The sequence below is a fragment of the Bradyrhizobium sp. OAE829 genome, assembly GCF_040546575.1.
GTDB lineage: Bacteria > Pseudomonadota > Alphaproteobacteria > Rhizobiales > Xanthobacteraceae > Bradyrhizobium.
In genome coordinates, this window is sequence record NZ_JBEPOE010000001.1 from 62,710 (window position 1) to 84,553 (window position 21,844).

The 21,844-nt window shown below is 57.4% G+C and carries 22 protein-coding genes and 1 tRNA gene; 5 read left to right on the forward strand and 18 right to left on the reverse strand.

The window, feature by feature from the left end:
* Positions 1-208: 208 nt before the first annotated feature.
* The 7 genes from ABIE49_RS00280 to ABIE49_RS00310 form a co-directional block, all read right to left on the reverse strand.
* Complete coding sequence (locus tag ABIE49_RS00280; protein ID WP_192735910.1) at positions 209-502, reverse strand: hypothetical protein; 294 nt, start codon at positions 500-502, stop codon at positions 209-211.
* Positions 503-1,175: 673 nt separating this feature from the next.
* Positions 1,176-1,322, reverse strand: coding sequence for a hypothetical protein (locus ABIE49_RS00285; RefSeq protein WP_192735911.1), 147 nt, complete (start codon positions 1,320-1,322; stop codon positions 1,176-1,178).
* Positions 1,323-2,439: 1,117 nt separating this feature from the next.
* Entirely contained in the window at positions 2,440-2,847 is a 408-nt protein-coding gene (locus tag ABIE49_RS00290; protein ID WP_192735912.1) for a hypothetical protein, read from the reverse strand.
* 98 nt (positions 2,848-2,945) lie between these two features.
* On the reverse strand, positions 2,946-3,173 hold the full coding sequence (locus ABIE49_RS00295; RefSeq protein WP_192735913.1) for a hypothetical protein: 228 nt from the start codon (positions 3,171-3,173) through the stop codon (positions 2,946-2,948).
* Positions 3,174-3,592: 419 nt separating this feature from the next.
* The gene (locus tag ABIE49_RS00300) at positions 3,593-4,102 is read right to left on the reverse strand and encodes a hypothetical protein (RefSeq protein ID WP_192735914.1); all 510 of its coding nucleotides are present in this window, start codon (positions 4,100-4,102) and stop codon (positions 3,593-3,595) included.
* Between the two features lie 983 nt (positions 4,103-5,085).
* Positions 5,086-5,232 (reverse strand): hypothetical protein, encoded by a 147-nt coding sequence (locus ABIE49_RS00305; protein ID WP_192735915.1) that lies wholly within the window; start codon positions 5,230-5,232, stop codon positions 5,086-5,088.
* Positions 5,233-6,644: 1,412 nt separating this feature from the next.
* Positions 6,645-6,857: a hypothetical protein gene (locus tag ABIE49_RS00310; RefSeq protein ID WP_192735916.1), complete on the reverse strand. Its 213-nt coding sequence runs from the start codon at positions 6,855-6,857 to the stop codon at positions 6,645-6,647.
* A 1,431-nt stretch (positions 6,858-8,288) separates the two neighbouring features.
* On the opposite strand from ABIE49_RS00310, the gene ABIE49_RS00315 reads away from it, so the two are divergent.
* Positions 8,289-8,492 carry a cold-shock protein gene (locus tag ABIE49_RS00315; RefSeq protein WP_192735917.1) on the forward strand — a complete coding sequence of 68 codons (204 nt, stop codon included), beginning with the start codon at positions 8,289-8,291 and terminating at the stop codon, positions 8,490-8,492.
* A gap of 237 nt (positions 8,493-8,729) precedes the next feature.
* On the opposite strand, the gene ABIE49_RS39980 is transcribed toward ABIE49_RS00315, so the two are convergent.
* The 3 genes from ABIE49_RS39980 to ABIE49_RS00325 form a co-directional block, all read right to left on the reverse strand.
* Positions 8,730-8,900 (reverse strand): hypothetical protein, encoded by a 171-nt coding sequence (locus ABIE49_RS39980; RefSeq protein WP_502915849.1) that lies wholly within the window; start codon positions 8,898-8,900, stop codon positions 8,730-8,732.
* A gap of 302 nt (positions 8,901-9,202) precedes the next feature.
* Positions 9,203-9,427: a hypothetical protein gene (locus ABIE49_RS39985; protein WP_502915850.1), complete on the reverse strand. Its 225-nt coding sequence runs from the start codon at positions 9,425-9,427 to the stop codon at positions 9,203-9,205.
* 55 nt (positions 9,428-9,482) lie between these two features.
* Positions 9,483-9,809 carry a hypothetical protein gene (locus tag ABIE49_RS00325; protein WP_192735919.1) on the reverse strand — a complete coding sequence of 109 codons (327 nt, stop codon included), beginning with the start codon at positions 9,807-9,809 and terminating at the stop codon, positions 9,483-9,485.
* A gap of 2,356 nt (positions 9,810-12,165) precedes the next feature.
* Here ABIE49_RS00325 and ABIE49_RS00330 point away from each other — a divergent pair.
* Complete coding sequence (locus ABIE49_RS00330; protein WP_192735920.1) at positions 12,166-12,369, forward strand: cold-shock protein; 204 nt, start codon at positions 12,166-12,168, stop codon at positions 12,367-12,369.
* Between the two features lie 954 nt (positions 12,370-13,323).
* On the opposite strand, the gene ABIE49_RS00335 is transcribed toward ABIE49_RS00330, so the two are convergent.
* The 6 genes from ABIE49_RS00335 to ABIE49_RS00360 all read right to left on the reverse strand — a co-directional run bounded on the left by ABIE49_RS00335 (position 13,324) and on the right by ABIE49_RS00360 (position 16,323).
* Positions 13,324-13,662 (reverse strand): hypothetical protein, encoded by a 339-nt coding sequence (locus ABIE49_RS00335; RefSeq protein ID WP_192735921.1) that lies wholly within the window; start codon positions 13,660-13,662, stop codon positions 13,324-13,326.
* Between the two features lie 521 nt (positions 13,663-14,183).
* Positions 14,184-14,798 carry a COG3904 family protein gene (locus ABIE49_RS00340; RefSeq protein WP_192735922.1) on the reverse strand — a complete coding sequence of 205 codons (615 nt, stop codon included), beginning with the start codon at positions 14,796-14,798 and terminating at the stop codon, positions 14,184-14,186.
* A gap of 141 nt (positions 14,799-14,939) precedes the next feature.
* Positions 14,940-15,296 carry a DUF3303 domain-containing protein gene (locus ABIE49_RS00345; RefSeq protein ID WP_192735923.1) on the reverse strand — a complete coding sequence of 119 codons (357 nt, stop codon included), beginning with the start codon at positions 15,294-15,296 and terminating at the stop codon, positions 14,940-14,942.
* A gap of 70 nt (positions 15,297-15,366) precedes the next feature.
* Positions 15,367-15,528, reverse strand: a complete 162-nt coding sequence (locus ABIE49_RS00350; protein ID WP_192735924.1) for a hypothetical protein — start codon at positions 15,526-15,528, stop codon at positions 15,367-15,369.
* A 38-nt stretch (positions 15,529-15,566) separates the two neighbouring features.
* Positions 15,567-15,959, reverse strand: coding sequence for a hypothetical protein (locus tag ABIE49_RS00355; RefSeq protein WP_354066525.1), 393 nt, complete (start codon positions 15,957-15,959; stop codon positions 15,567-15,569).
* A gap of 7 nt (positions 15,960-15,966) precedes the next feature.
* Positions 15,967-16,323 (reverse strand): hypothetical protein, encoded by a 357-nt coding sequence (locus tag ABIE49_RS00360; protein WP_192735925.1) that lies wholly within the window; start codon positions 16,321-16,323, stop codon positions 15,967-15,969.
* A gap of 1,654 nt (positions 16,324-17,977) precedes the next feature.
* Between ABIE49_RS00360 and ABIE49_RS00370 the strand changes: the two genes are divergently transcribed.
* Positions 17,978-19,012, forward strand: a complete 1,035-nt coding sequence (locus tag ABIE49_RS00370) for a hypothetical protein (RefSeq protein ID WP_192735926.1) — start codon at positions 17,978-17,980, stop codon at positions 19,010-19,012.
* 43 nt (positions 19,013-19,055) lie between these two features.
* Here ABIE49_RS00370 and ABIE49_RS00375 read toward each other — a convergent pair whose 3' ends face one another.
* Complete coding sequence (locus ABIE49_RS00375) at positions 19,056-20,306, reverse strand: hypothetical protein (RefSeq protein ID WP_192735927.1); 1,251 nt, start codon at positions 20,304-20,306, stop codon at positions 19,056-19,058.
* Between the two features lie 340 nt (positions 20,307-20,646).
* On the opposite strand from ABIE49_RS00375, the gene ABIE49_RS00380 reads away from it, so the two are divergent.
* Positions 20,647-20,994 carry a hypothetical protein gene (locus ABIE49_RS00380; protein ID WP_192735928.1) on the forward strand — a complete coding sequence of 116 codons (348 nt, stop codon included), beginning with the start codon at positions 20,647-20,649 and terminating at the stop codon, positions 20,992-20,994.
* 287 nt (positions 20,995-21,281) lie between these two features.
* Here ABIE49_RS00380 and ABIE49_RS00385 read toward each other — a convergent pair.
* Positions 21,282-21,356: transfer RNA gene (locus ABIE49_RS00385), tRNA-Asn, on the reverse strand.
* Positions 21,357-21,626: 270 nt separating this feature from the next.
* Between ABIE49_RS00385 and ABIE49_RS00390 the strand changes: the two genes are divergently transcribed.
* Positions 21,627-21,806, forward strand: coding sequence for a hypothetical protein (locus ABIE49_RS00390; RefSeq protein WP_192735929.1), 180 nt, complete (start codon positions 21,627-21,629; stop codon positions 21,804-21,806).
* Positions 21,807-21,844: the final 38 nt, after the last annotated feature.

A 21,844-nucleotide genomic window follows, 5' to 3' on the forward strand; every position in this document is an offset into this window, starting at 1 on the left:
TCGTTCGAAAAGTGGTCGAAATTACAGGGATAGCGAGCCGCAGAGCGTCAGCGGTCTTCCAGACTGCGGTGACGTTCGAGCTCGCACTAGCGGATCGTTTGGCGTGATCTACAGGTACGAAACGGGTTCACCTGAAAACGAGAGGTGTCTTCCCGATACGGCTGCGACCTTCCTAAACAACGGAATGGCGTTTGCGATCTCCATTAGCTTACGCGCGGCGCGCGGCGGCTTCCAAATTTGCATATTGGGCGGGTGTCAGCGTTTTTTCATCGTCTGACCTTGGGGCCGAATACAACGCCACGCCTTTTTCCAGCGCCTCTTTGAAAACAGCCTTCATATCCGGATTGCTTAATAGTTCGTCGGCAGGACTAAACTTTGCATCGGCTTGCCATTCCGCGCCGGGCAACGGTAGGGGTAAATCCCACTCCTTCGTGACGTAGGCAATCCGATCGGTTCGCCGGCCTCGGCTCATCCATTCGACGTATTTCCTGAGCCGGTTCACCTCTATCGTGGTTCCGAGGAAGACCCTGGAATTTCATGCCACTGGCGAATCCGTCATGTGCGCGGTGGGCATGGTGGAGCACTACAGTGTGTCGTGGCTGGGGAATGCTGTCTTTGCATTCGGGGATGCCTTCAGCGGGGAAAACTCATTTCGTAGAATTCCAAGGCATTGTTTCGACTGCCTGCCAGTTTGAGTAAGAGTAAGGCCCGGACCAAGCACAGACCTGTGTCCGGCAAATTTGGCAGTCAAAGCCACCCTTCTCAGCCATCGAGGTTTGCACGGCTTGGTAGCCCGCGCTGCATTGCGGGCAAACGAATACAACAATTGTTCGACTGCCTCTTCCCACTCGGTAGACCCTGCATGCTGTGGCGCCAGCCTTGGCTTGGATTGATCTCAAAGAGATTAAGCGTGGCGACTTCGCGGTGCTAAACGTTTGAACCGCGCCTTCTTTTGAGCGCCGTTCTGATCTCGAGCGATCGCGATTTTCAACCTTGCGGCGCGGTCGCGTACCCCACCTTTTGAACGGCCAATTTGCTGTGAGATCTCCGCCAAACTTAAGCCGGCCAGCGCCAAGGCGCGCAATCTAACATCCTCGGCGGGCGTCCATAGATCCTGTCTCATTTTTCGCCCTGAGCCTTGCTGCAAGCGCGCTATTCTTTGTAAGACCAAGGGCTCATTTGCTGGCTCTAACCAGCCGATCTAATAGGCTGCCGACAATGAGAAGAATTCGTTCGGCCTCTTTGGTATCGCCCTTCTTTAAGGCCTCCATGGCCTGCCGCAGGCCGTCTTGCATCTCATCAAGCGTTTTTTTTAGTGGCATTCTGCTGTCCCCTGACATTTTTGTGCCAGCCTAGCGCAGCCTAAGCGCGCGCGAAAGCCGCCCCTGGGGGCTTGGCATCGTCACCCCGGGACCCGGGGACGTGACCGTTCGGAGTTAGCGCGACAGGTTAAAGCGGGCTAATCCGGGGCGTCGCGGATGACCGCTGGCGGTGAGCGGCCCCAGCAGTGTTTTTGCCCTCGCTGCGGCCGTTTCCTTTAAGCGGCCCGAATTTGAAGCGCGCAAGTGAATGAGGCACCGCCTTTGCTTGTGCAGCGTGGTCTCTCGTTCAGGGAAATCGGTTGCAAAGAAATTCGCGATGGCACCCTGGACGATTGCATCCAGGAGTTCACGGCCAAGCCTGAATCCCGGCATTTGCAGCAGATATGGTCGGGCGGTTGGGGCGCTCCAGGTCCATTTGGCAGGCGGCGGTGGAAAGATCAGGACCGATCACGCCCCGTTCGAAGTGGCTCAGAAAGATGCCGTCTATGCGACGCGCCGACGCCGGGTCAATTGGTTTTCCTAAAGCTCGGGGGAGCTTGCGAAGATCCTCGTGCTTTAATTGAAGAGTGTCCCATAAGCGTCTGGATTTTTTCGAGTTTATACCCGTTTCAGATCCACAGAGAAGCGTGCGCGTGTCGCGCCGCGGTCGATGATCTTGGCGTGCAACTCTGCTTGCCAACCCTCCTTATTTTCAGCCTATCTCCACCAGGCGGCAGTTTTCCGCAACCAGAGCTGGCGAACAACGTTCAAAAGTGAACAGACGGCCCAGGAACGGCGCGCTTAGTTCGATCCATTGCTTTTTAGCTGTGTAATACTTGCGTTCCGCCCGGCATCTCGCCGGGCTTTTCGTTGGCCAAGGAGCGGGCCCAGCCGTGAGGAGTTCATTGCCTACGCGGTTGACCTTAGACCTTAGCGGGGCGCTGGCCCGCTATGACCTCGCCGCTACCGACCTAGCAAATCGCGGAGCGGGACGCCCGCCAATATCTTGAAGACCGTCCGACTATCGAGATCTTCTCATGACCACCGGCGGGTCGCGCGGCTCGTGAAGAAGTAGGCGCGCGAAAGCCGCCCCCAGAGGGGCTTGGCTACTTATTGTTTCGCCGCAGGGGGAATTGCTTCAGGAGCCGTCGCTGGCGCGGAAGGCTCGTCCGCGGGTGCGGTTCCCCGAAGTTCTGACGCGGCCGCGCAGTTGCCTGCCCAAAGCTTGGTCCCCTTGACCGTTCCGACGAGCTTGCATCCTTCTGCCGCTTTTGGCTTCACCTGAACCAGCGGCTTGTGGCCCACCTTCGGCGGCGAAGGAGCCTGCGCGATCGCGTTCGTCGAAAAGCATGCCGCGGCTAGAATGATCAAAACTCTCATCGTCATTTCCCTGTAAAGCCGCGGCCTGCAGGGCGGCTATTTGCGCACGAAATCTCGCGATATCTTCAAGTAATTCTTCGCGCCGTGGTCCCGTCGAAAGTTTGCGAGCGGTGGCTTCTAGCTTCGCCGCCATTTCTTGTAGCTCCCGCAAGTCGGTCACCGTCATTTCTTCGCCTTCAACGCCAGCGTGCGGGGTTTTGCAAGACGATCCCGATGAGCTAACCCGGATCTGAATTATCTGCTTGTTGGGCCATTTCCAACTTTTCACTTCGCTTTCGCCTTCAGCCCCAGTTCGACAAGCCGGCGGATGGCTTCGGGGCGCTCGAGTTTCACGTCCTGAAGGGCGATCCACTCATCGATGGAGCGCATGTCATATTCAGTCCACTCAGGGTTAGGGCTGGGCGCTAACGCCTTTTGTGCTACCCCCCTTGCAAGCGCTACGGCAGCCGTGATTTTAGCTTGAGTACTTTCCTTCATCTTCTGCTCCGTCATGCATTTCGTCGCTTGGCTCATCGTTTGGTGGGAATAACAGCTTTCAGCGCCTCATCGCCGGCCGGCGTTATGCAGTAGGTTCGGCCGTCTGGCTGTTTTTCAATCCAGCCCTTCGCCAACATTCCCGAAATAATTTGCTTTCCTGCTGGATGCATCTGTTCTGGCCGAACGCCCCGGGTGGGACTCATCTTTTGTAACGCAGTGCGTTCTGTGGCGTGTGGAATGTGACGAGGCCGTGCTGGCATTCATTTTCTCCTGCGAGCAGATCCTCCGCAAGGTTCCGGTTGAGTGGGGAGGTTCTGTGATATCGCCTAGATTAAAGATTGATCCTAGTTAGTCGAGCACTTCGTGGCCTTTTTCCGCGAGTGCCGAAAGGTCGTCACGCCTGTCGACCAAGCTGAGTTCGAACGAAGCGTGAGTTAAGGCTTATCTCGTCCATCATTACGTTTGTTTTGTCTTCGGAGAGCGTTGATTGCGTCCCTGATGGTCGAAACGGTTTCTTTCACGAAAATGGGGCGACCACCAACGCTTACCGCACTCTTGGCCTCGGATCGAGTGTGATCCCAAGTCTCGGTAGCGCGGAGGAAAGAGATCGCTGACGCCTTCATCCACACGGGTACCCCGTCGGGTAAGGTCAGGGCGACGAAGTATGGCTTCAGGCTGAGGCGTTCCAGGAGGTCGTTGGCCGGCTCGTCGACTTCTTGAGGACCGCCCGCCAAACCGACAATGTTGGTTATGGCTGCGCCGCGACCTGAAGGCCGTGGCAGGGCGTAAGCCATTACAATTTTCGTCGGATCGACGACGAGCGTGATGCCAGTGAGGGTCTTGATCTCAACGAGATCGTGAACCCCCAACTCAAGCCTATTGAGATCTTGTCCAGCCGCCGCCGTCGAAAGCAGGCACCCAATTAAGACCAACACCTGCTTCATGTGTGTGACACTAGTGTCTGTAATACCGATAAGGGGGCTGCCAGACAAATGTCGAGCCGAAGCGATACGGCAGCGGGTCATAACCTATCAGGTACGCCGATTTGATCCGATAGTGCCTGTAGCGAACAACGCGAGCCGGGCGGATCGTTGTGCTGCACACACATCGCTGACGGGAGCTAACGTCCGACCCGTGCGCTTTCGGTTGATCCGCAGCTGCGAAATTTGGAATTAGGCACAGCGCAGCACCTAGGGCGATCATCGACAGCGCCGCCCAACTACTCTTCGTTACCGCAGCCCGCCAGGATGATTGATCGTATTCGGGGTAGGGAATGCTAGCCGCACCGAAAACGCACGCGTATCTGCCAGACCAGGGCCGCTGAGGACGAGCGTCGCAGACTAATTGCGTTTCGTTGCATGAAAAACACTCGGTCGGCTCAACCATGGCGGGGTTCCTTTTGACGAGGCGGGCGTATAACTCGGCCGGGAAGGCTCTGGTTCCCGTGCCACCCGTTGGTCGGAACTACCGGCATTTTGATTAGCCAATGCCGAGATCGCCCTGCGCCGCGCTGCGCCGATGAGGACCGCGAATTATCCTTTTTCGCTGCACCAATTGGTCGAGCAAAGCGGCTAGCCGGTCCGTGTCCACGTGTAACGAGCGTCGCGCGCTGGTCGGATTTGCTGGTCAGGAAATGAAATCTGGAGGTGCCAATCGGCGGAACGGAAGCAAAACCAAGAAGCACCGAACGTCCTGGCCGAGGCCCAGATACGAGATCAAGAGATTTTTCGCTTCACCAAATCGGCGGGAGCTTTTCGAGGCATAAGAAATCCGCGGGAAATCTTGAGGGTGGATTCGACACTAGACTGACCTTGCCGGCGTGATACGTTGCCAGCGGCCCTCACGCGGGTCATATGTCAATGCTACCTCGACTTAGCCCCGCCCTAACCGGCGGGGCTTTTTCGTGGTTCGCGGACCTCCGGCTGGTTCAGTCCGAGGTCGAGAACCGCAACTCAACGCCGACGATCAGCTTCAGTACAAGGACAATTACTGTGATCGCCAAGCTGGCTTCCAGCAGGATGAATCCGAGCAGGGCACTTAGTCCGATGACTGCGTTCTTGCGTCCATTTAACATGCGTGGGCTGCTTCAACCGTATGTGGCTACAAACCAGACCCACGCCCCTGCCTGAGCAAGCAAAACAAAGATAGTAAAATGGTCGGTGAAACTTTTTCGGGTATGCGCGATAGCCTCCCGTTTTAGGTCATTTGTCAATCAAGATCATCGCAATCAAGCTAACTGGTTAGCTTAATGGCCTCGCTGGGTGTCACAATCCCACAAAATAAAACCGTCCGTGGGGCTAGCTCGGACGGGGCATTGGCGATGAAACCAATATCACGCCTACCGTACGGAGCCGAACTCATCTTAACAGCATTCTGGCACACGTCAGCTTTGATCCGTACGTAATACTTACTGGCGGACACATCAGCTGCTGCACCGCAACGCCGCACAAGCGGAATATGACTGCTTGGCGGCGCTGCTCTAGCCCCGGACACTGAAATTTTTCGGCAACGGTATGCCTGCATCATCGGTGCCTAATGTTCGGTAACATCCCCGCGAGCGGCAGTCCGTAGGAATCCGGAGATAACATCTGACAAACTCACAGGGCTCTGCGCCTGGGCGCTGCGCTGGCGTCGGAGCGTCGGTAAGGTCCAGCCGGACATCGGTCCCGGCCGGTGATGAAATGAACTTTTCAGTGCCGGATAACCGCAGGACGGGCCAGAGCACGGCTCGGCCGGCGTGGCAGGCTACCCTCAGATGCAGAGCTGGAATTCGCCGATGGCGAACCAGGACCCGCTGTTCAACAAATGCAGTTGCCCGGCTCGTTACCGAGTCAGACCAGCACGCCCAGCAGATAACTCAACGCCCTCCGGAGCCCGCCATCGGCGGGGCTCTAGTTGAGACAACGGCCCGGGAACAACTGGCAACCGTTCGTGTTGCAAGCCGCGCGGGATTTAGAGACCGTAGCCTTGGCCTTACCGCGCATTTAATTGGCGCTGGGGCCGTTTTTTAAGCCCGCCTGGCACGAAAACGGATTGACTAATCGCAGAGTCAATTGGCGCCGATCCGCTCGATCATGAGGTTCAACAAAATCAGAGAGCGAGAGGCGTCTTGTCGCGCCAGCGCGCCTCATGCGGCCCAGACCCGCCTTTGCTACGAGGGCCAGCGAATAGGCGAGTGTTGAAGTTTCCGCCTGACCATTTCCTCACGCAATTTCTCCGCCCGTTCCCGGACGCTCGGGCTGGCTGTCAAATGGTACTTGAAAGCTCGATCGGCCTCGGCCTCTTTGCGGCTTTCGTAGTAACGCTGTACGCTCTCGTCATTCAATTTTTCTAAACTCATAATCAAATCCTACTTGGTCAAAAAACTCGCTGCCTTGCCCCGTCGCCTTTCAGATCACGATCCATGCAATGACGGCCATCGCCAAAAGTGCCACTCCAAACCAGGGCCAGTGTTGAGACTTTGTCACCGGCTGCAGCCCATCAGTGTCATTCCGCTGCACGATAATACAAGTGCACTTCGCCACCGCTCGGCATTGGGCGGGATATTCGCTTGATACGTCCCTCGGCGGTCAAACGATTCAACTTATGGTGCATTGTTGCGCGCGCCCCTAGATCATCGCGCACCCAAATTTCAGTGGCACCTTCTGCACGGTCTTCACTGATTGGAATGATTGTCCACAGCCGTTCAAGCTCGGGCATGCTGCGATCTCTTCATTGAGTGCTAGCGCATCATCGATCTAACCCAGGCACGCTGCGACAGCGCCATGAAAAAGGTTATCAGCGAGGTCCGTCGTGGAAAAGAGGATCCGGAATAACTAGTAGTAGTACCGAGTCAGCAAGTTGGTTGTGGCACAAACTGCATAGGGATGACGCGCCAATTTCACGCAAGCTGCGTTAATGTGCCGGTGATCGCCTGCGTCATTGATCGCGGCGCCACAGAAACAGCGTGTGAGAACGTTCGGGGTGGGGGGTGGGTGAGGGCGGGCATGGCCCCATTGAGGCGCGGTCTTCTTCGCCGCTAGGCAAACGACCCAGCACTATGGCGGTTGGAGAGTCAGATTGAGCAGCCCGACGAAGGCACGAGCCCGGAACCGGAAGGCCGACAACTGAGGCGGCCTTAGGTCAATGCCCAATATGCCATCATGGCAACCCCACCGAGGGCGGCAACAAGCAGGCCGACTTCAAAGTAACGGTTGATTTCCCGTTCATCGCGGATCATCTGCTGCACCGTCCAAACGCCACCGGCGTTCTAGGGTTGATGGAGTCGTGATCTACAAAACCCAGCGCTCTGCGGGTGCCCGCATCCGAAAGCTACCAGCGGTAACTTTGCGGAAAAGCCGATTCGGGAAAACCTGGTAATACTACCGGTGTTGCGCACTTATCACACCAACCTCAAATGTGTTCGGCCTTCGGGTATCTGTTCACAATTCGGCAGACCTTAGCGGAGAGCGCGAGATAGGATTGCTTTTGCTTACGAAACTTCCGTTGCGTCTCGGGGCGTGTGGTGAGTTTTCAAATTACAGTATTGAAGGTATTAGCCGGTCATCCGGGCGGACGCGCCTCACTCGGAGAGCTTCTAATGTCCAGCGGACCGGACTGGACCGACCGAACGAGACGCCTGGCTGCGCGCGCCCCGGGCCTCGAAATATTCAGTCAATCATTTGTCCTACGCGATGATGCGGGCTGGCAAATCACGGATGCCGGTCGGGCGTTTCTCGCTTCGGTTGAAAGCCCGATCCAAGTGAGCGCGGATAACGAACAGCCGACGGAAGCCGCTGTTGCCATGCCGGTGCCGCCCGAGGCTTTGACGCCGATCAGGCTGGTTGTTGTAAACCGTCGCGGCCGACGTCGTCGGGCGCGGGACCGGATGCGGCCTTCCGCGGTCGCTTAATTTCTCTTGCCGCCCGTTTCGCGCGCGACGGAGGGTTCGCCGCTTACGCCGACGAGAGATCAAATTTTAACTACCTGCAGTTAAGTTGGTGATAATCGCGGCATGAACCCCAAAGCCCTCGCGAGAGTAACGCGTAAGGAAACCCGTCGGAGGGCACATAATCCGGCGGGTTTTTCTTGCCGGGCATGTCCCGATCAAATTAGGCTGCTGGCATTGGTTTTAAAACTGGAGATGCGGACGTGGCAACTGGTACTGTGAAGTGGTTCAACGCGACCAAGGGTTATGGATTCATTCAGCCAGACAACGGAGGCAAAGACGTTTTCGTCCACATATCAGCCGTTGAACGGGCCGGTCTCAGCAGCCTCAACGAGGGCACGAAGGTTAGCTACGAAGAGACGGAAAATCGCGGCAAGACGTCCGCGGAAAATTTAAGAGTCGGCTGAGCAAACTTTAGGCGGAACGCTTCAGCTTGCTCCTCTCTTATTTAGCCGGCGACGGAATTTTTGCGAGGAGCGGGACAGTCCCGGCCAAAGGCCATACGGTGTAACGCCCGTGTGGCCTTAGTCATGTTTGCTAAGCGGCCCGACGGTTGAGGAGGCTACCGCCGACCTAACCGCGGAGCAAATAAGCGCGCAACAACGCGCTTTACAAAGCCAGTGGGCTGGCTCTCCTAATTGGGCCTAAACCTTGATCAGCTCGATGTAATCGCAATTGATCGAGGTCGGGTTTCGATTGCCGTCAAACTGAATGGTCACAATACGGCTGTTGAGCTTGCGGCCGATAACCGTACCCGCCTTGCTGGCAATACGCGGGCAACGCTCTTTGCCAAGCGCGCTCCGGCCCATTTGCATCACTTTCTTCTTGGACGGGTGGAACGACAGGTAGCGGATGGGTTTCCAGCCAAAGCTGGCGCGCCAAAACGACTGGTTCCAGGCCGGCTGTCACCCACCAATCTCTTCTTTGCTGGCGCGGTGCAGCTCGCGACGATGCGCCCGGCACAGCGGTACTGTAAATTCATCGCTGACCTTTTGGCCGAGCCCGCGGGGCCGTGCAAAACGCTTTTCCCAGTCAATTCACGACAATTGGATCGTTGCCCGCAATGGAAAAAGAAGCCGCCAAATGAGGCGGCCCATGTTTTCGCCAACAGAGTTGCTTACTTCCTGGTAACGGATGTGGTCCACATCTGCATGTTGGTACCGTCCGCGCGAATTGCGACCACCCTAACTACTTCGAACGCTCCACCGGCTACTGTTTCGAGCTGCTCATCAGACAGCTCAACCGGTCTGGTCACTTCGATTGAGGTTGTTGCGCATTTCATGTTCATTCTCCGGTTGCTCTCCGCAGGCACCATCGCCTCGGTGACGAGACAATTGCCCATCGGCGAGTGGAGCGCTGTTCCCCAAGGAACAGGCAAAAGGCGGGCGTAATCCGGCTCAGCTCGCCCCGCTGGCGGATTTCAGAAACGCCTGCACGGAAGCCGGTACCTCGTCGTACTCAGCCAATCTCCTTCGGAGCTCGTCGGCGATATCCATCGTCACATCGCGAGACCAGCCCTCTGCGGTATTGAAGGCGACTATGCGCGCCGGAAGGCTGTACTGCTCCGTCATCAGGTCCCGGATCAACGTCTCGCGGTCGGCGTCCTCTTCGTTGGTCTCCCGCCAAACGTGGCCCAGTCGCCCGCCAAAGTCGTCCAATACCAGATACGTGTCCTGGTTGGCTTCCCGCGGTACTATTGAGGGGGACTGATCGGGTCTACGCATGACGCAAACTCACTGCGCAACTTCATTCAACCTAGTGACAATCAAATTGTACGGCAAGCGGGGTTAGGCAAAAATCTCTCTCCGGGAGCGCCGGTCACAAGGCTGCCAGTCGATCAGATGGCAGAAAAGTCGATTTGGGAAAACTTGGTAGTTTTCCGGGAATAAGCGGCAACGTGCCCGCATCGCCGATCCCCTATGTTTGCAGTGGTAATTCCTGTTCGCTTCAGCTTTCTTGCGACGGGTTAGCGTGGCTTTGCGCAGCCTCGATCGGCCTCGCGGCGACGTCACTAAATACCGGCACGCTCATGGGGATCTGGACTTCAAGCCGAGGCTCCGCCGTTTCGTCCCGACCTTGAGCTCCCGCTCAGGAGAATTCGGACACCCAATCATGTAGCCACAGGCTGCCGCCGCAAACCTGAGCAGCTGGGAAACGACCAGGGGCACAATGGGCCCATGGTTGACGGCACCTACATTATCTTTGCCTGTCCAGAATGCGGCGCAACTTTCCGCGCAGTTCAACAGCGCAAGTTTAATGTTGCAGGACAGTTTTGCATGTCTCGACTGCGACACCGTCGTGCACCGCTGATCGGGAGCATGCGATTACACCGACTGGCATCCGGTCCAAAAAGCCGGTCCTGGGGAGTTGATAGGGGGCCGCTGCACGGCGAGAACCATCAGCGCGATAAAGAACCGTCCGGCGTTGGTGCTCGATAGTATAAATGCACTTCGCCGCCGTTCGGAATTGGCCGGGATATTCGCCTGATGCGTCCCTCGGCGGTCAAACGATTCAACGTATGGTGCATTGTTGCGCGCGCCCCTAGATCATATCGCATCCAAATTTCGGTGGCACCTTCTGCACGGTCTTCACTGATTGGAATGGTTGTCCACAGCCGTTCAAGCTCGGGCATACTGCTATCTCTTCATTGAGTGCTAGCGCATTATCGATCAAACCCAGGCACTGGGCGAGAGCGCCATGCAGAAGGCTAACAGCCACCTCCGTTGTGGAAAAGAAGATTCGGAATAACTTAGTAGTCGTACCGAGCCACAAAGTTGGCCGTGGCACAAACTGCATAGGGACGACTTGCGGGATTTCCCCGCGAGCTGCGGCCGGTGATTGCCTGTTATTGATCGCGGCGCCACAGAAACAGCGTGTGAGAACGTTCGGGGTGGGGGGGTGGGTGAGGGCGGGCATGGCCCCATTGAGGCGCGGTCTTCTTCGCAGCTAGGCAAACGACCCAGCACTATGGCGGTTGGAGAGTCAGATTGAGCAGCCCGACGAAGGCACGAGCCCGGAACCGGAAGGCCGACAACTGAGGCGGCCTTAGGTCAATGCCCAATATGCCATCATGGCAACCCCACCGAGGGCGGCAACAAGCAGGCCGACTTCAAAGTAACGGTTGATTTCCCGTTCATCGCGGATCATCTGCTGCACCGTCCAAACGCCACCGGCGTTCTAGGGTTGATGGAGTCGTGATCTACAAAACCCAGCGCTCTGCGGGTGCCCGCATCCGAAAGCTACCAGCGGTAACTTTGCGGAAAAGACGATTCGGGAAAACCTGGTAATACTACCAGTGTTGCGCACCTAACACACCAAACCTCAAAAATGTTCGCCCGCCGGGTTTATGTTCACAATTCGGCAGACCTAACTGAGAGCGCGAGATAGCTTTTGTTTTTCTTACAAAACTTCCGTTGCGTCTTGGGGCGTGTGGTGAGTTTTCAAATCACAGTATTGAAGGTATTAGCCGGTCATCCGGACGGACGCGCCTCACTCGCCGAGCTCAGGAGTGCGGTAGCCATCCTTATGACCAGCGGATCGGACTGGACCGACCGAACGAGACGCCTGGCTGCGCGCGCCCCGGGCCTCGAAATATTCAGTCAATCATTTGTCCTACGCGATGATGCGGGCTGGCAAATCACCGCTGCCGGTCGAACCTTTCTCGCTTCGATCGAAAGCCCGATCCAAGTGACGGCTGACAACGAGCGGCCCACAGAAGCCGCTGACTCAATACCGGTGCCGCCGCAGGCGTTGACGCCGATTAGGCGGGTTGTCGTAAACCGTCGCGGCCGACGACGACGGGCGCGGGACCGGTCACCGCCTTCAGCGGTCGCTTAATTTCTCGCAGTGCCGCCCGTTTCGCGTGCGCGAGGGAGGGGGGCCCGATGACGCCGCGGGAGATCAAATTTTAACTACCTGCAGTTACGTTGGTGATAATCGCGTCATGGCCCCCAAAGCCCTCGCGAGAGTAACGCGTAAGGAAACCCGTCGGAGGGCACATAATCCGGCGGGTTTTTCTTGCCGGGCGGGTCCCGATCAAATTAGGCTGCTGGCATCGGTTGTAAAACTGGAGATGCGGACATGGCGACTGGTACTGTAAAGTGGTTCAACGCGACCAAGGGTTACGGATTTATTCAGCCGGATAAGGGCGGCAAGGATGTGTTCGTGCACATATCAGCCGTTGAACGGGCCGGTCTCAGCAGCCTCAACGAGGGCACGAAGGTTAGCTACGAGGAAACCGAAAACCGCGGCAAAACGTCCGCGGAAAACCTAAGGGTTGGCTAGCGAAGAGGCCACCAGATTTCGGGCCGATGGTGTGGATGTTTTTGACTAACTAAGACTTCAGGTTACGAATAGAGCGCGGCGCTGGTGAGGGCCAAAGATAGCTACCTCAAAATCGAAGGGACGAGTGCAGAGGCAGATCGATTTTCTGTGGCGATTGGCGGGGCATCATCGGCCATTGGTGTGCTCTAAAACAAAGCTGCGGAATATGACGCCCAACGAGTTCGCTAGTGCGGGCCAGAACGGGGACAATTGCCGATAGCCTGCCCCCAAAAGTCTCAGCGATACGCAACGGAACTCGCTTGTCGAGCCGACCAGGCCGACCGTTGCTCGGAATCATCAGTTATGCCGAGAACGTCCGCGCTACAAGCGAATCATTTTGACTGTGCGCCCTGCAGAGTTGCTTACTCGAGCATCTTTTAGGAACGCTCATGTTCGAGGCTGTTGCAGCATTTTTGGTAATTCTCAGCGTCGGCATCCTTGTCGCTCACGCACTGGACGCCTTTCGAATGTGGAAATAGATCTGAGCGTCACGGTCGAGGGAGCGGGCGCCGCTTTGGCAGTGGGATACGACCGGCGACCAGTGGAGGCTCGTCGGCCGACGCCTTCGCATTCTGCGCTCGCTTCAGGATGGCCTCGGCGGCTCGTTGATAGGCACTCACGTCGTCTTCAGTGCTGGGTGTCGGAATACTCGATGACGCCGAACCGTGATGAGCTGTCGATTTAGCCGCAGGCGGCATTTGCTGATTTGTTTCGAGGAGCTGTGGCGGGATTGGAAAAACGACGTAGGTGATCCACGCGGCTACGGCAGCGGCGCCTAGAACGGTCGGGACAGCAAATCGCCAGCTGATCATCTTTTACCTTCAGCCCCAGCTCTACAGACCGGCGGGTATTCGAACACCTATTGTTACGCTGAAAGCGAAGTGCAGGATCTGCCCCTGGACCCGCGTCGTCCGATTAGGATCGCGGCAACTGGTAGCGAACGGTCATCCCGACACCGACCTCTTTTCCCCGCAAAACAGTATCGCCAGATCGAACCTCTTGCTGCATTGCCTCACAGCAAGCATCCATCGAGGCACTGCCCATTCTGACCGATTGGCACAGTTCGCCTGAGGCGATTACAATGCTGGTGGCGCCTTGAACGGCAGCAGTTCGTAATTGCGAGCGAAGTTCATAAGCAAAATGATCAACCGAAACCATCGATGGCCTCCTATAAAGGACGTAGGTTGTGGCGGCGACGTTATTCCCCTTCGCTTTCAGCCCGGCCATTAAGTCGTCGGCCATGGCATCGGTCACCCTTGATGCTCTCTCTGAACGGCACGTCAATAAGTCCGGATCCGCTCCCAGCAGGCCCGATCTCCACCACCGGCGGACGACCTCACTTTGGTCGTTGGGGCTAAGCTCCCGCGCGTCTAATCGGTTCAAATGCGTTCTCCGCACTGCTCGCATTCGAACATATGAACGACATCTCCGCTTGCCGATTCCATGATCGTCAGGAGAGTGAGCCTTTCGGCGCAGAAGCGGCAGTCATGGTTTGATCGGTCCTGAGCAGTGGCAATCTTCTCACCTCGAAATAGCTCCATGACGCCCGCCTCCACAAACGGGTAGGGTAGGGAGTACCGTTTTCGAGGCATAATTAGGCAACGAGACTTGCATCGGCGATAAAGTTGAAAACGAAAGTCGGCTGTCCACAGAAATCCACGGTGCGCCGTTGCAATGGGAAACGCCAGGGAGCGATTGGCGCGCTGAAGGGTAGGGGACGGTAAGCGTCTCTGCAGCGGTTAGCGTGCTCATCCGTTGCCGGTCATCTGGCTCCTTTATCGCTCTGGCTCGACGCGACTGATATTCGCTCCCATCGATCGAAGATCTGCAAGACTAAGCCATTCTACTTCGCCGGGCGGCGTGTTCACCATGCGGCGAATGATCGGCGAGGGAACATCCAATGCCTTCGCAATGTCTGCCATCGACGTGGTTGCAGCTCTCGAAGACCGGACATCCTTATCGGAGGCGCCGTGCACTCCGATACGGGCGCTATTGTTTGCGTATTTTGCTTCTCCTGCCGCGAAAATGAGAAAGCAAGCTGATGCGCACGTAGCGCTACGCCCTACATTTGTCGACAGTTTTGCGAACTTGACCGCGTCGGCTATCCGGACAGCTTCCAGCAAGTTGCCCCCATCAGAGTTCAACCGCAGCGAGGTCACCAGTTTGCCCGCATCATTCGCCTCCTTGATGCGCGCCTTCAGTAAGTCAGCGTCACCGGGTGCAATACTGCCGGAGATGGAAAGTTCGACCCGATCGTCTTTGAGATCAAGGGATTTTATCTCGGCGGCGGCCGCGATCGACACGCTCAGCGCGAGCCCCGCACTCACAAACCCGCTAGCCGCAATTCCGCACTTTTGCGGCCCCATCCATTCCTCACGATAACGGCCCATCCAACCGCGCCTGGGAGGCTCCGGCAAGTGCTCGAAGCTCTTGCGAACGGCGTGGGGTACTGCACGCGGTGTTGGTTACTCATTTAAAGCGCCCCGACCACTCCGGATCGGGGCGCTTCAATGGACTACAGCGGCCGTCGATCAACCCTTCGATGCTTTACGCGCCCAATCAAGCGCACCCGCTGATATCGGAACCACCTCGCCAACATCCAGCACAGGAGTAACCTTGACGTCATTCCAATAGTTGTATTTTGCAGCGAAGGCGGTGATGGCCTTCGGGTCATTGGTCTCAACCAAAATAAAGCCGCCCCTTCCGGCGAGGTCCGAAACAAACGCGTGAATCGTCAGCCCCTTTTCCTCTTCGGGCTTCCACTTACTGAACGCGGTTAGAAGCGCCTCACCCCCCGCAATGTTTTGATCAAAGGAAAGACCTGCCGTTCGAATTGTATACTCACACATATATTTCATCGATTTTTCCCTCCCTGCACCGGGCAGCATTGCCCTGGTTCCCACTATCCGAGCGAAGTTCTCAAGAGCGTCCGATTAGGATGTCAGAGATCTTGCACGGTCATTGCTGGCCTTCGGGGCGCGAAACAGTTGGTACTGGATCAGGATCACCAGCAGCTTGCGTGCTCCGTCTAAACACAAGCCCAAGCGAGCCCATCGCGATTAAAGCGGCTCCCGCAATCATCAGCCAATACGGCAATTCGATCGATGACAGCAGGTCCATTTATCTCCCCGTCCCGTCGTACCGGCAGGTGAGGGCGCTCAATCGAGCGTGAGGACGCCTAAACCGGTGAGCCTCGGTGCTCCTTCTTGCATCTCGACGAAACCCAGATCCATGAGCGCCGCTAGGTCATTTTCGCTGACGGGCGTCAATTTCGTTCGTTTGGCTCTGATATCACGCATCGCCCAGCGCAGGCGGATCGCGGTCTCAAGGCCAAGTCCTTCCAATAATGACTTTGCTTGTTCCGCCCGTCTCACCCCGTCCTCCGCATCGGGTCGAGCGTCAACTGCAGGGACTTGAGCAGAAGGCTCCTCTTCGTTTGATGGGTCAAAGGAAGTTACCGGCGGGGGCTCAAGATGGGTCGGAATTAGTGGAGGCTCGCGGAATATCTCCGCAAGAACTTTGTCCATCTCCTGCAGTTTATCCGTACTCATTGGGCCTTCACGCCTGGACGGGCCGAATTTGTCGCGATCGAGGATTCAAATTGCGCCGTGCAACCGCCTCCAAGAACTCCTGCACAGAGCGCGGCATTTGATCGTACTCGGCAAATCGCATGCGCAGCTCGTCGGCGATATCCATGGTCACGTCCCGCGACCAACCCTCGGCGGTATTAAAGGCGACGATGCGCGCTGGACGGCCGCATTGGTCGTTCATGAGGTCTTGGATCAGCGTCTCGCGATCGGTAGCCTCTTCGTCGATCTCGCGCCAGCCTCGGCTTAAACGGGCGCCGAAGTCGTCCAGTACCAGGTAAACATCCTGGTCCGCTTCTCTCGTCCCGATCGGCTGTGAGCGACGCATGACAGAACTCCCGCCCCAGAAGACAATGCCAGCATCCAAAGGACGCACCGAAGTCGTCAATCGAAAGCAACACATCGAGGCTATTCTTTAACAAAGATTTTGATCCTGTGCGTAGCCCTTTTGAGGTAATCCCGGTATTACGGGCGCAAACGCCAAAAGCCTCCGGGACGCTGCATCGCCATATGGCGCAGCGCTATGACAGGGCGCGCGGCTTTGGCCGCTCTCTATCCCTTCGCGTTTTTAGGAGAACTCGCCAAGGGCCCCTGTAAAGCGGCCTCATGGCATAAGCCGACCGGCGGCCGGAAGTGCTGAGGCAACATAAGCCATCAAGTCCCGATTCAAGTTCTGAAACGATCCGGCTTCGCCGCTTTCTCGCCGCCCCTTTTCGAAATGCTCGATGCGGCCAATGAATTTGCTTCGTGTCAATTTTTTCAATCGCGAAAGCTCTGCGGCTATTCCTTACCATTTCGCTGGCTTCAATCAGCCCCGCTGCAACGCCGGAGAACATCTCAAAGTCGCAGCAACTTCCGCGTCGTCTCTCAAGAACGCCGGACCGGCCTCAACGCGGGTTATTGCCGCTTGTTCCCGGAATTATCCAGCATCAATTTCGAGCCTTACAGCGCCCCAGACGTAAGCCGGGGCATTGCAATTTCCAGCTTTAGAGGGAGCATTATTCGGCTTGGGGGCGCAGTTTCCGTAAGTGGCCCACCATCTCGACGGCTAGCCGATCACATCAGCGATACTTTCCCGTACCCCACTAGACTCCAACTTAGAGAGCGCCTCTAAGTGTGTTCCTTAATTGGGGGTTAATGCCATGCCGGAATACCGCGCCTATTTGGTAGGTCCGGACAACCCCGTCACTGATCGGATCGAAGTAGCCTGCAAAGACGAGGCTGAGGCCAAACAATGGGCCGCACGGCTTGTAGATGGATGCACTATAGAACTATGGCAGGGTGACCGTAAGGTCGTGACGTTTCCGACTAAGGACTAATCTCCAAGGCCGCCTCAGTTGGCGGCAGCGTTGCGGGATGCGCGGTCAGTCGGATATTGATTCCGGACTAAGCATTTTCATCACGGCTTCAACCTGCAATATCGCAGCCGTAGCCGCTTGGTTTCGCGCTGGTTGGCGGAGAGCTTCCCGACTAACTCGCTATGCAGTTGGCTGAGGGTATAGAGAGCTTGCTTGGTTAGTAACTTGGCGTGGGGCATACCGCCTAGATGGCGGTGGACCGTTCAAAGTTCTTGTGGCGTTTGCGCCATAATACCGGGTAATCCGCGGGCATATCATGATCCGGCAAACCTGAGCGACCTCGCAAGCTTTACGGCGAGTTTAGCCCTCCCGATTGTGCAGAACGTGCAGGCGCAGCGGCGGCGCTCCCGGGCGAACGCCCGCATGCATTGGCGAAGGCCGGCATCGTCGCCCGGGGTCGTCTGGTATCTCATGGTCATGCGGCAGAAGCCGATGGCTTAAGCCCGTGGGGCAGGGGTCTTGCCCTCGATGTTTTCAGACGATGCCTTTATGACGAACCGCATCGTGGCCCATATCGCTCGCCAACTTGCAGAGTATTGACAACTGGTGCCGCCAACGGGACGATCCGCCTGGTCGCCTCGAGACTATCCGCCGCGTGGTCGAGTTGTGGCTGAGGGTCAAAAAATGAATACAGATAAACTTGAGGTGCTACATAATACCGTAGCGGAGATACTGCGCGAGCCTGCCTCGCCCCCTACCTACTTTGACGAGGAGCCCGACGACGCAGTGCAGGCTGGCGAACGGGTTGCGACGGCTCCTGACAATCTTCGGCGGGTCACCGAAATTCCAATGGAGCATTTTGGAAAAGCACCGCCTCGCGAAGCCCACGTCGTCCGCGACGCCAGGAACGAAATCCCCGGCATAGCTCGTCAATCACTCGCTGAACAATTCCCAGGTAGCCCTCAAGCGGATCCAGCAAATCAACTGGCTTCCAGGCTGTCGCACGAAGTCCCAGGCCCCCGGGCGGATCCGCAAACCAGGAGCATCAACGCGATTCGTCCGGCTGTCTCGGATAACCGGGTTTCTCCTGGCGGTTGGGCGTTACGTGGTATCGCCGGCATCCTGCTGGCAGGCGGTATCGGTGCAGGCCTTACCACATGGTTGGGGTCGTCCGGCGATGCTGCGAAGACAGCTGCTTCACAACCTGCGCCGCTGGTCCAGACCGCGCCGACCGCCGCTGCCCTGCCGCCCGAGTTGACGCCGTTGCTACAGTCGATGTCGCGCGATCTTGCGAGCATGGGAAAAGAGATCGAGCAGCTCAAGGCCGATCGTGAACTAATGGCCCGCGACAATGCGAAGCTCAACGAGCAATTCAGGGCGAGCCATGAGCAACTGACCCGCGTTGTTGCCCAGCTTTCCGAACAAATCAAGACAAGCCAGGAGCAAGCGGTGCGCGACAATGCAAGCGTGGCCGGGCAAATCAAGGGAATCCAGGAACAATTGACCAGCGTCATTTCCCGGGCTTCCGAGCAGAGTGCGCCGCCCAGAATTGCCGCCACCCCGCCACGGCCGACGCCTCCTTCGCCACGGCCAGCAGCTCCCGCGGTGCGCCAGCCGGCGTCGACACTCTCATCGCCGCAGGCCAACGCCCAGCCGAGGGCCGAAAGGCCAAGATTGTCAGCGACGCCGCGGCCGCCGGCGCCTGCGCTTGCGCGCTAGAGGTGCTCTCCACGTCCGGTCCGCATGGTCGATGGCACCTTAGCTAGTTAGGTGGCAAGACAAGGTCTGCCTGCCGGCTATCACGCCGCAAAATGACGATCGATCCATTGCGGGTCGTAAATCTGGCTCCGATCAATTTCGGAATCTTCTCCATGAGCTGAGACGGCAGCGGGATTGTTGCGATGCTGACCGTATCGCCAATGTTGATCGCAGGCGCTCGGGGGCCCGCAGGCGGGGCGGGTTTGATAAAATCCCGGATCAGTCGAATTTCTTCCGGTGTCAGATTGAGCGCAGCTTGCTCGGTTCGAGGGGCAGCCCCGGCCTTGTTTTCAGCAGCTGATCTGTTTTGGGATTCCGCTTGCTGATCAGCTTTCTGCTTTGCTTTTTCAAGAAGATCCGCCTTGGCTGCGCGTTCCCTGAGAGGCGAGAGTTCGCGCTGGAGGGTTGCGATTTCCGATTTCAGGGATCTGATCTGGGTGAGGGCGATCACTCCTCCAGCGCACATCACGAGCACGAGCAGGGTGAGGAGCGCAATGGCTCCGCCTCCGACATTTCCGGTCCTTCGTACCGCCTTTGCGGTGGATCCGTCGCGCTCGAGATGACGCTGCCAGATCGCCCGAGCTTGCTGAAGCCTGGCAGCGATCGACTTGCTGAACCAGTTTCGGCGAGGCGGCGCGGGCGCTGGCGTCTTGGCCTCAGCAACAAAGTCTCGCGTCAAAAAGACGGCTGCGTCCGGCCGGCGCGGTACTTCCTGGGGAAACGGGACTGGATTGCTGTTCTGTAGATCGGCGGCACCAATTTCCGGAGCTATCGGCCGGGCAATATCTTCAAGCGGCGAATGGCCGCTCGCCTTCTGAGCCGCGGCAGGAATTGTATTTACCGGAGGCATATCCTCGGCATTTCCGGTTTCTTCCACTCTATCGGGGACGACATCGATTTTATCCACCCGCGGATCGAGATTGAAGATTTTCAGACGCTCCTCGGTGCCAATGAGATGATCGATCATCATTAGTGAAGGAGGAGGGGATGGTGCGCGAAGGTCGAATGAGGGCTCGTTCGAGGCTTCCAGAGCCTTCAACGCAGATCGGCCTGCGTCGGTAATTCGAAATCCGTCGCCTTCCGGTGTCACCAGCCCCGACTGCAAAATGTCGATGTCATCGAGCGCGGAGGCAATCTCTTCCGATTGGTCTTCGTCGGCAGTGAGCGCCTCGACATCGTGCCTGAGCTCGTCAAGAGACGCGCGGCCGTCCGGGCGCCTTGTTAGCGCAATCAGTATCGCCAACTTGAATTTCACACTGTCCCCCGGCGTTCTGCTCCGTTTTGCTGACACCCCTCTCAACGGCGTTCAGCTCAAGATCGAAGTTCCTGGTCGTTCCTGGTTGGCTATCGGATCATCGATCATTCCTGGCGCTGGTGCGAGCCCCTTCTTCAGTGCCTTATGATCGCTGCCGGCGAAGGGCGTGGGGTGATATTTCGGGGCAATGAACCGCGTCGTTCGATGATAATGGCCGGATTCCGCATCACGCAGCGCTTGCGGAAGTACCCTGTGAATAGGTGGGACAAGCCCTCAATCATCGGTTTTCGGCCCCCTGCATCGTGTCATCGTGAGTGATCCCGATTCGCAGGAACCCGATATGGGCGAGCCAGTACGAGAAGTTTGCGCCAATCTTCTGATGCGCGCCAACAGCGCGGCTGAGGATGGCCCCCGTGGATTCGAGAACGCCACCATTTCAATCATCGATGCACTTTCCAAGGAAGTAAGCACCGGTGATCTGGTCGCTATCAGCTACCGGCTTCAAGCGTTATCCGGCCTTCCGATGAATCTGCACGGCCGCGAATACAAGCTGATCAACGAAGCAGCCTTCAAGGCAGCCGCGACCTGTCCGCTGGTCTTGCGTGGTGCATTCGGTGAGGTTGAATTTGACCGCGAAGAGTTTTTGCGGCTCGCGCTGTCTTTCGCCGAGCCGGCAGGTAACGGATGACCAAATCGGATCCCTCATTGAACAGCCGCGTCGGTGGGGAAAACATCCGCAGTGTGCCGATCGGGATCGAACGTCACTTTGGACCGGCGGACTGTAGCGACGGGTGACGTAAACGAAGACCGCACCAATCGGCAGCAGGCCCGATCGGGGGGCGCCGTCCGATTCGACCGTATAGCCCCGTAGGGATCAAATACGTTGCCGCTCCGGACGCAGGATTCTCAAGTGGCCCCCAATGCAGAAGGCGCCTGTCGGCGCCGCGTCGAAACCTGAGAACCGATTGAATTTGCTGGCTCCCCGGGCTGGATTCGAACCAGCGACCATTCGATTAACAGTCGAATGCTCTACCGCTGAGCTACCGAGGAATAGGCGAAACAAATGTTCGCGAGCCGGGAGCGTATAACAAAGCCTTTCGGGCTTGCAAAGGACCAAATGTCCATCCCCGGCGCCATGGTGTACGGGGCCTGAAATCCCCGGCGGCTCAAGGATTTGCCGTCATTTCCGGTCCGGCGTGGGACATGACCGGCAACGCGCCCGTGCAAACCCGGCATCCGCGTGGAGCATGGCGCAAGCCGCCAATTCGACTCAATCCGATCCGAGTTTTGCAATTGCCGGGTTTCACGGGAGCCGAATCGATGCCAGCCATTGCCGCCGACCTGATGAGAGCCGTGCCGTCGATCGTGCCGAGCGATATTCCTGATCTCAGCGATGACGAATGCCTGTTCCGGCTGGCGCAAGCGCTTGCGGAACATGATTCCGAGCATCTGGATGAGGTGGCGCAGCTGATCGGCCGGCTTGCCGTCACGATCGAGTAGGGCGCCTTTCCCTTCGAAGCCTGCGCCCGGTTTGGTGC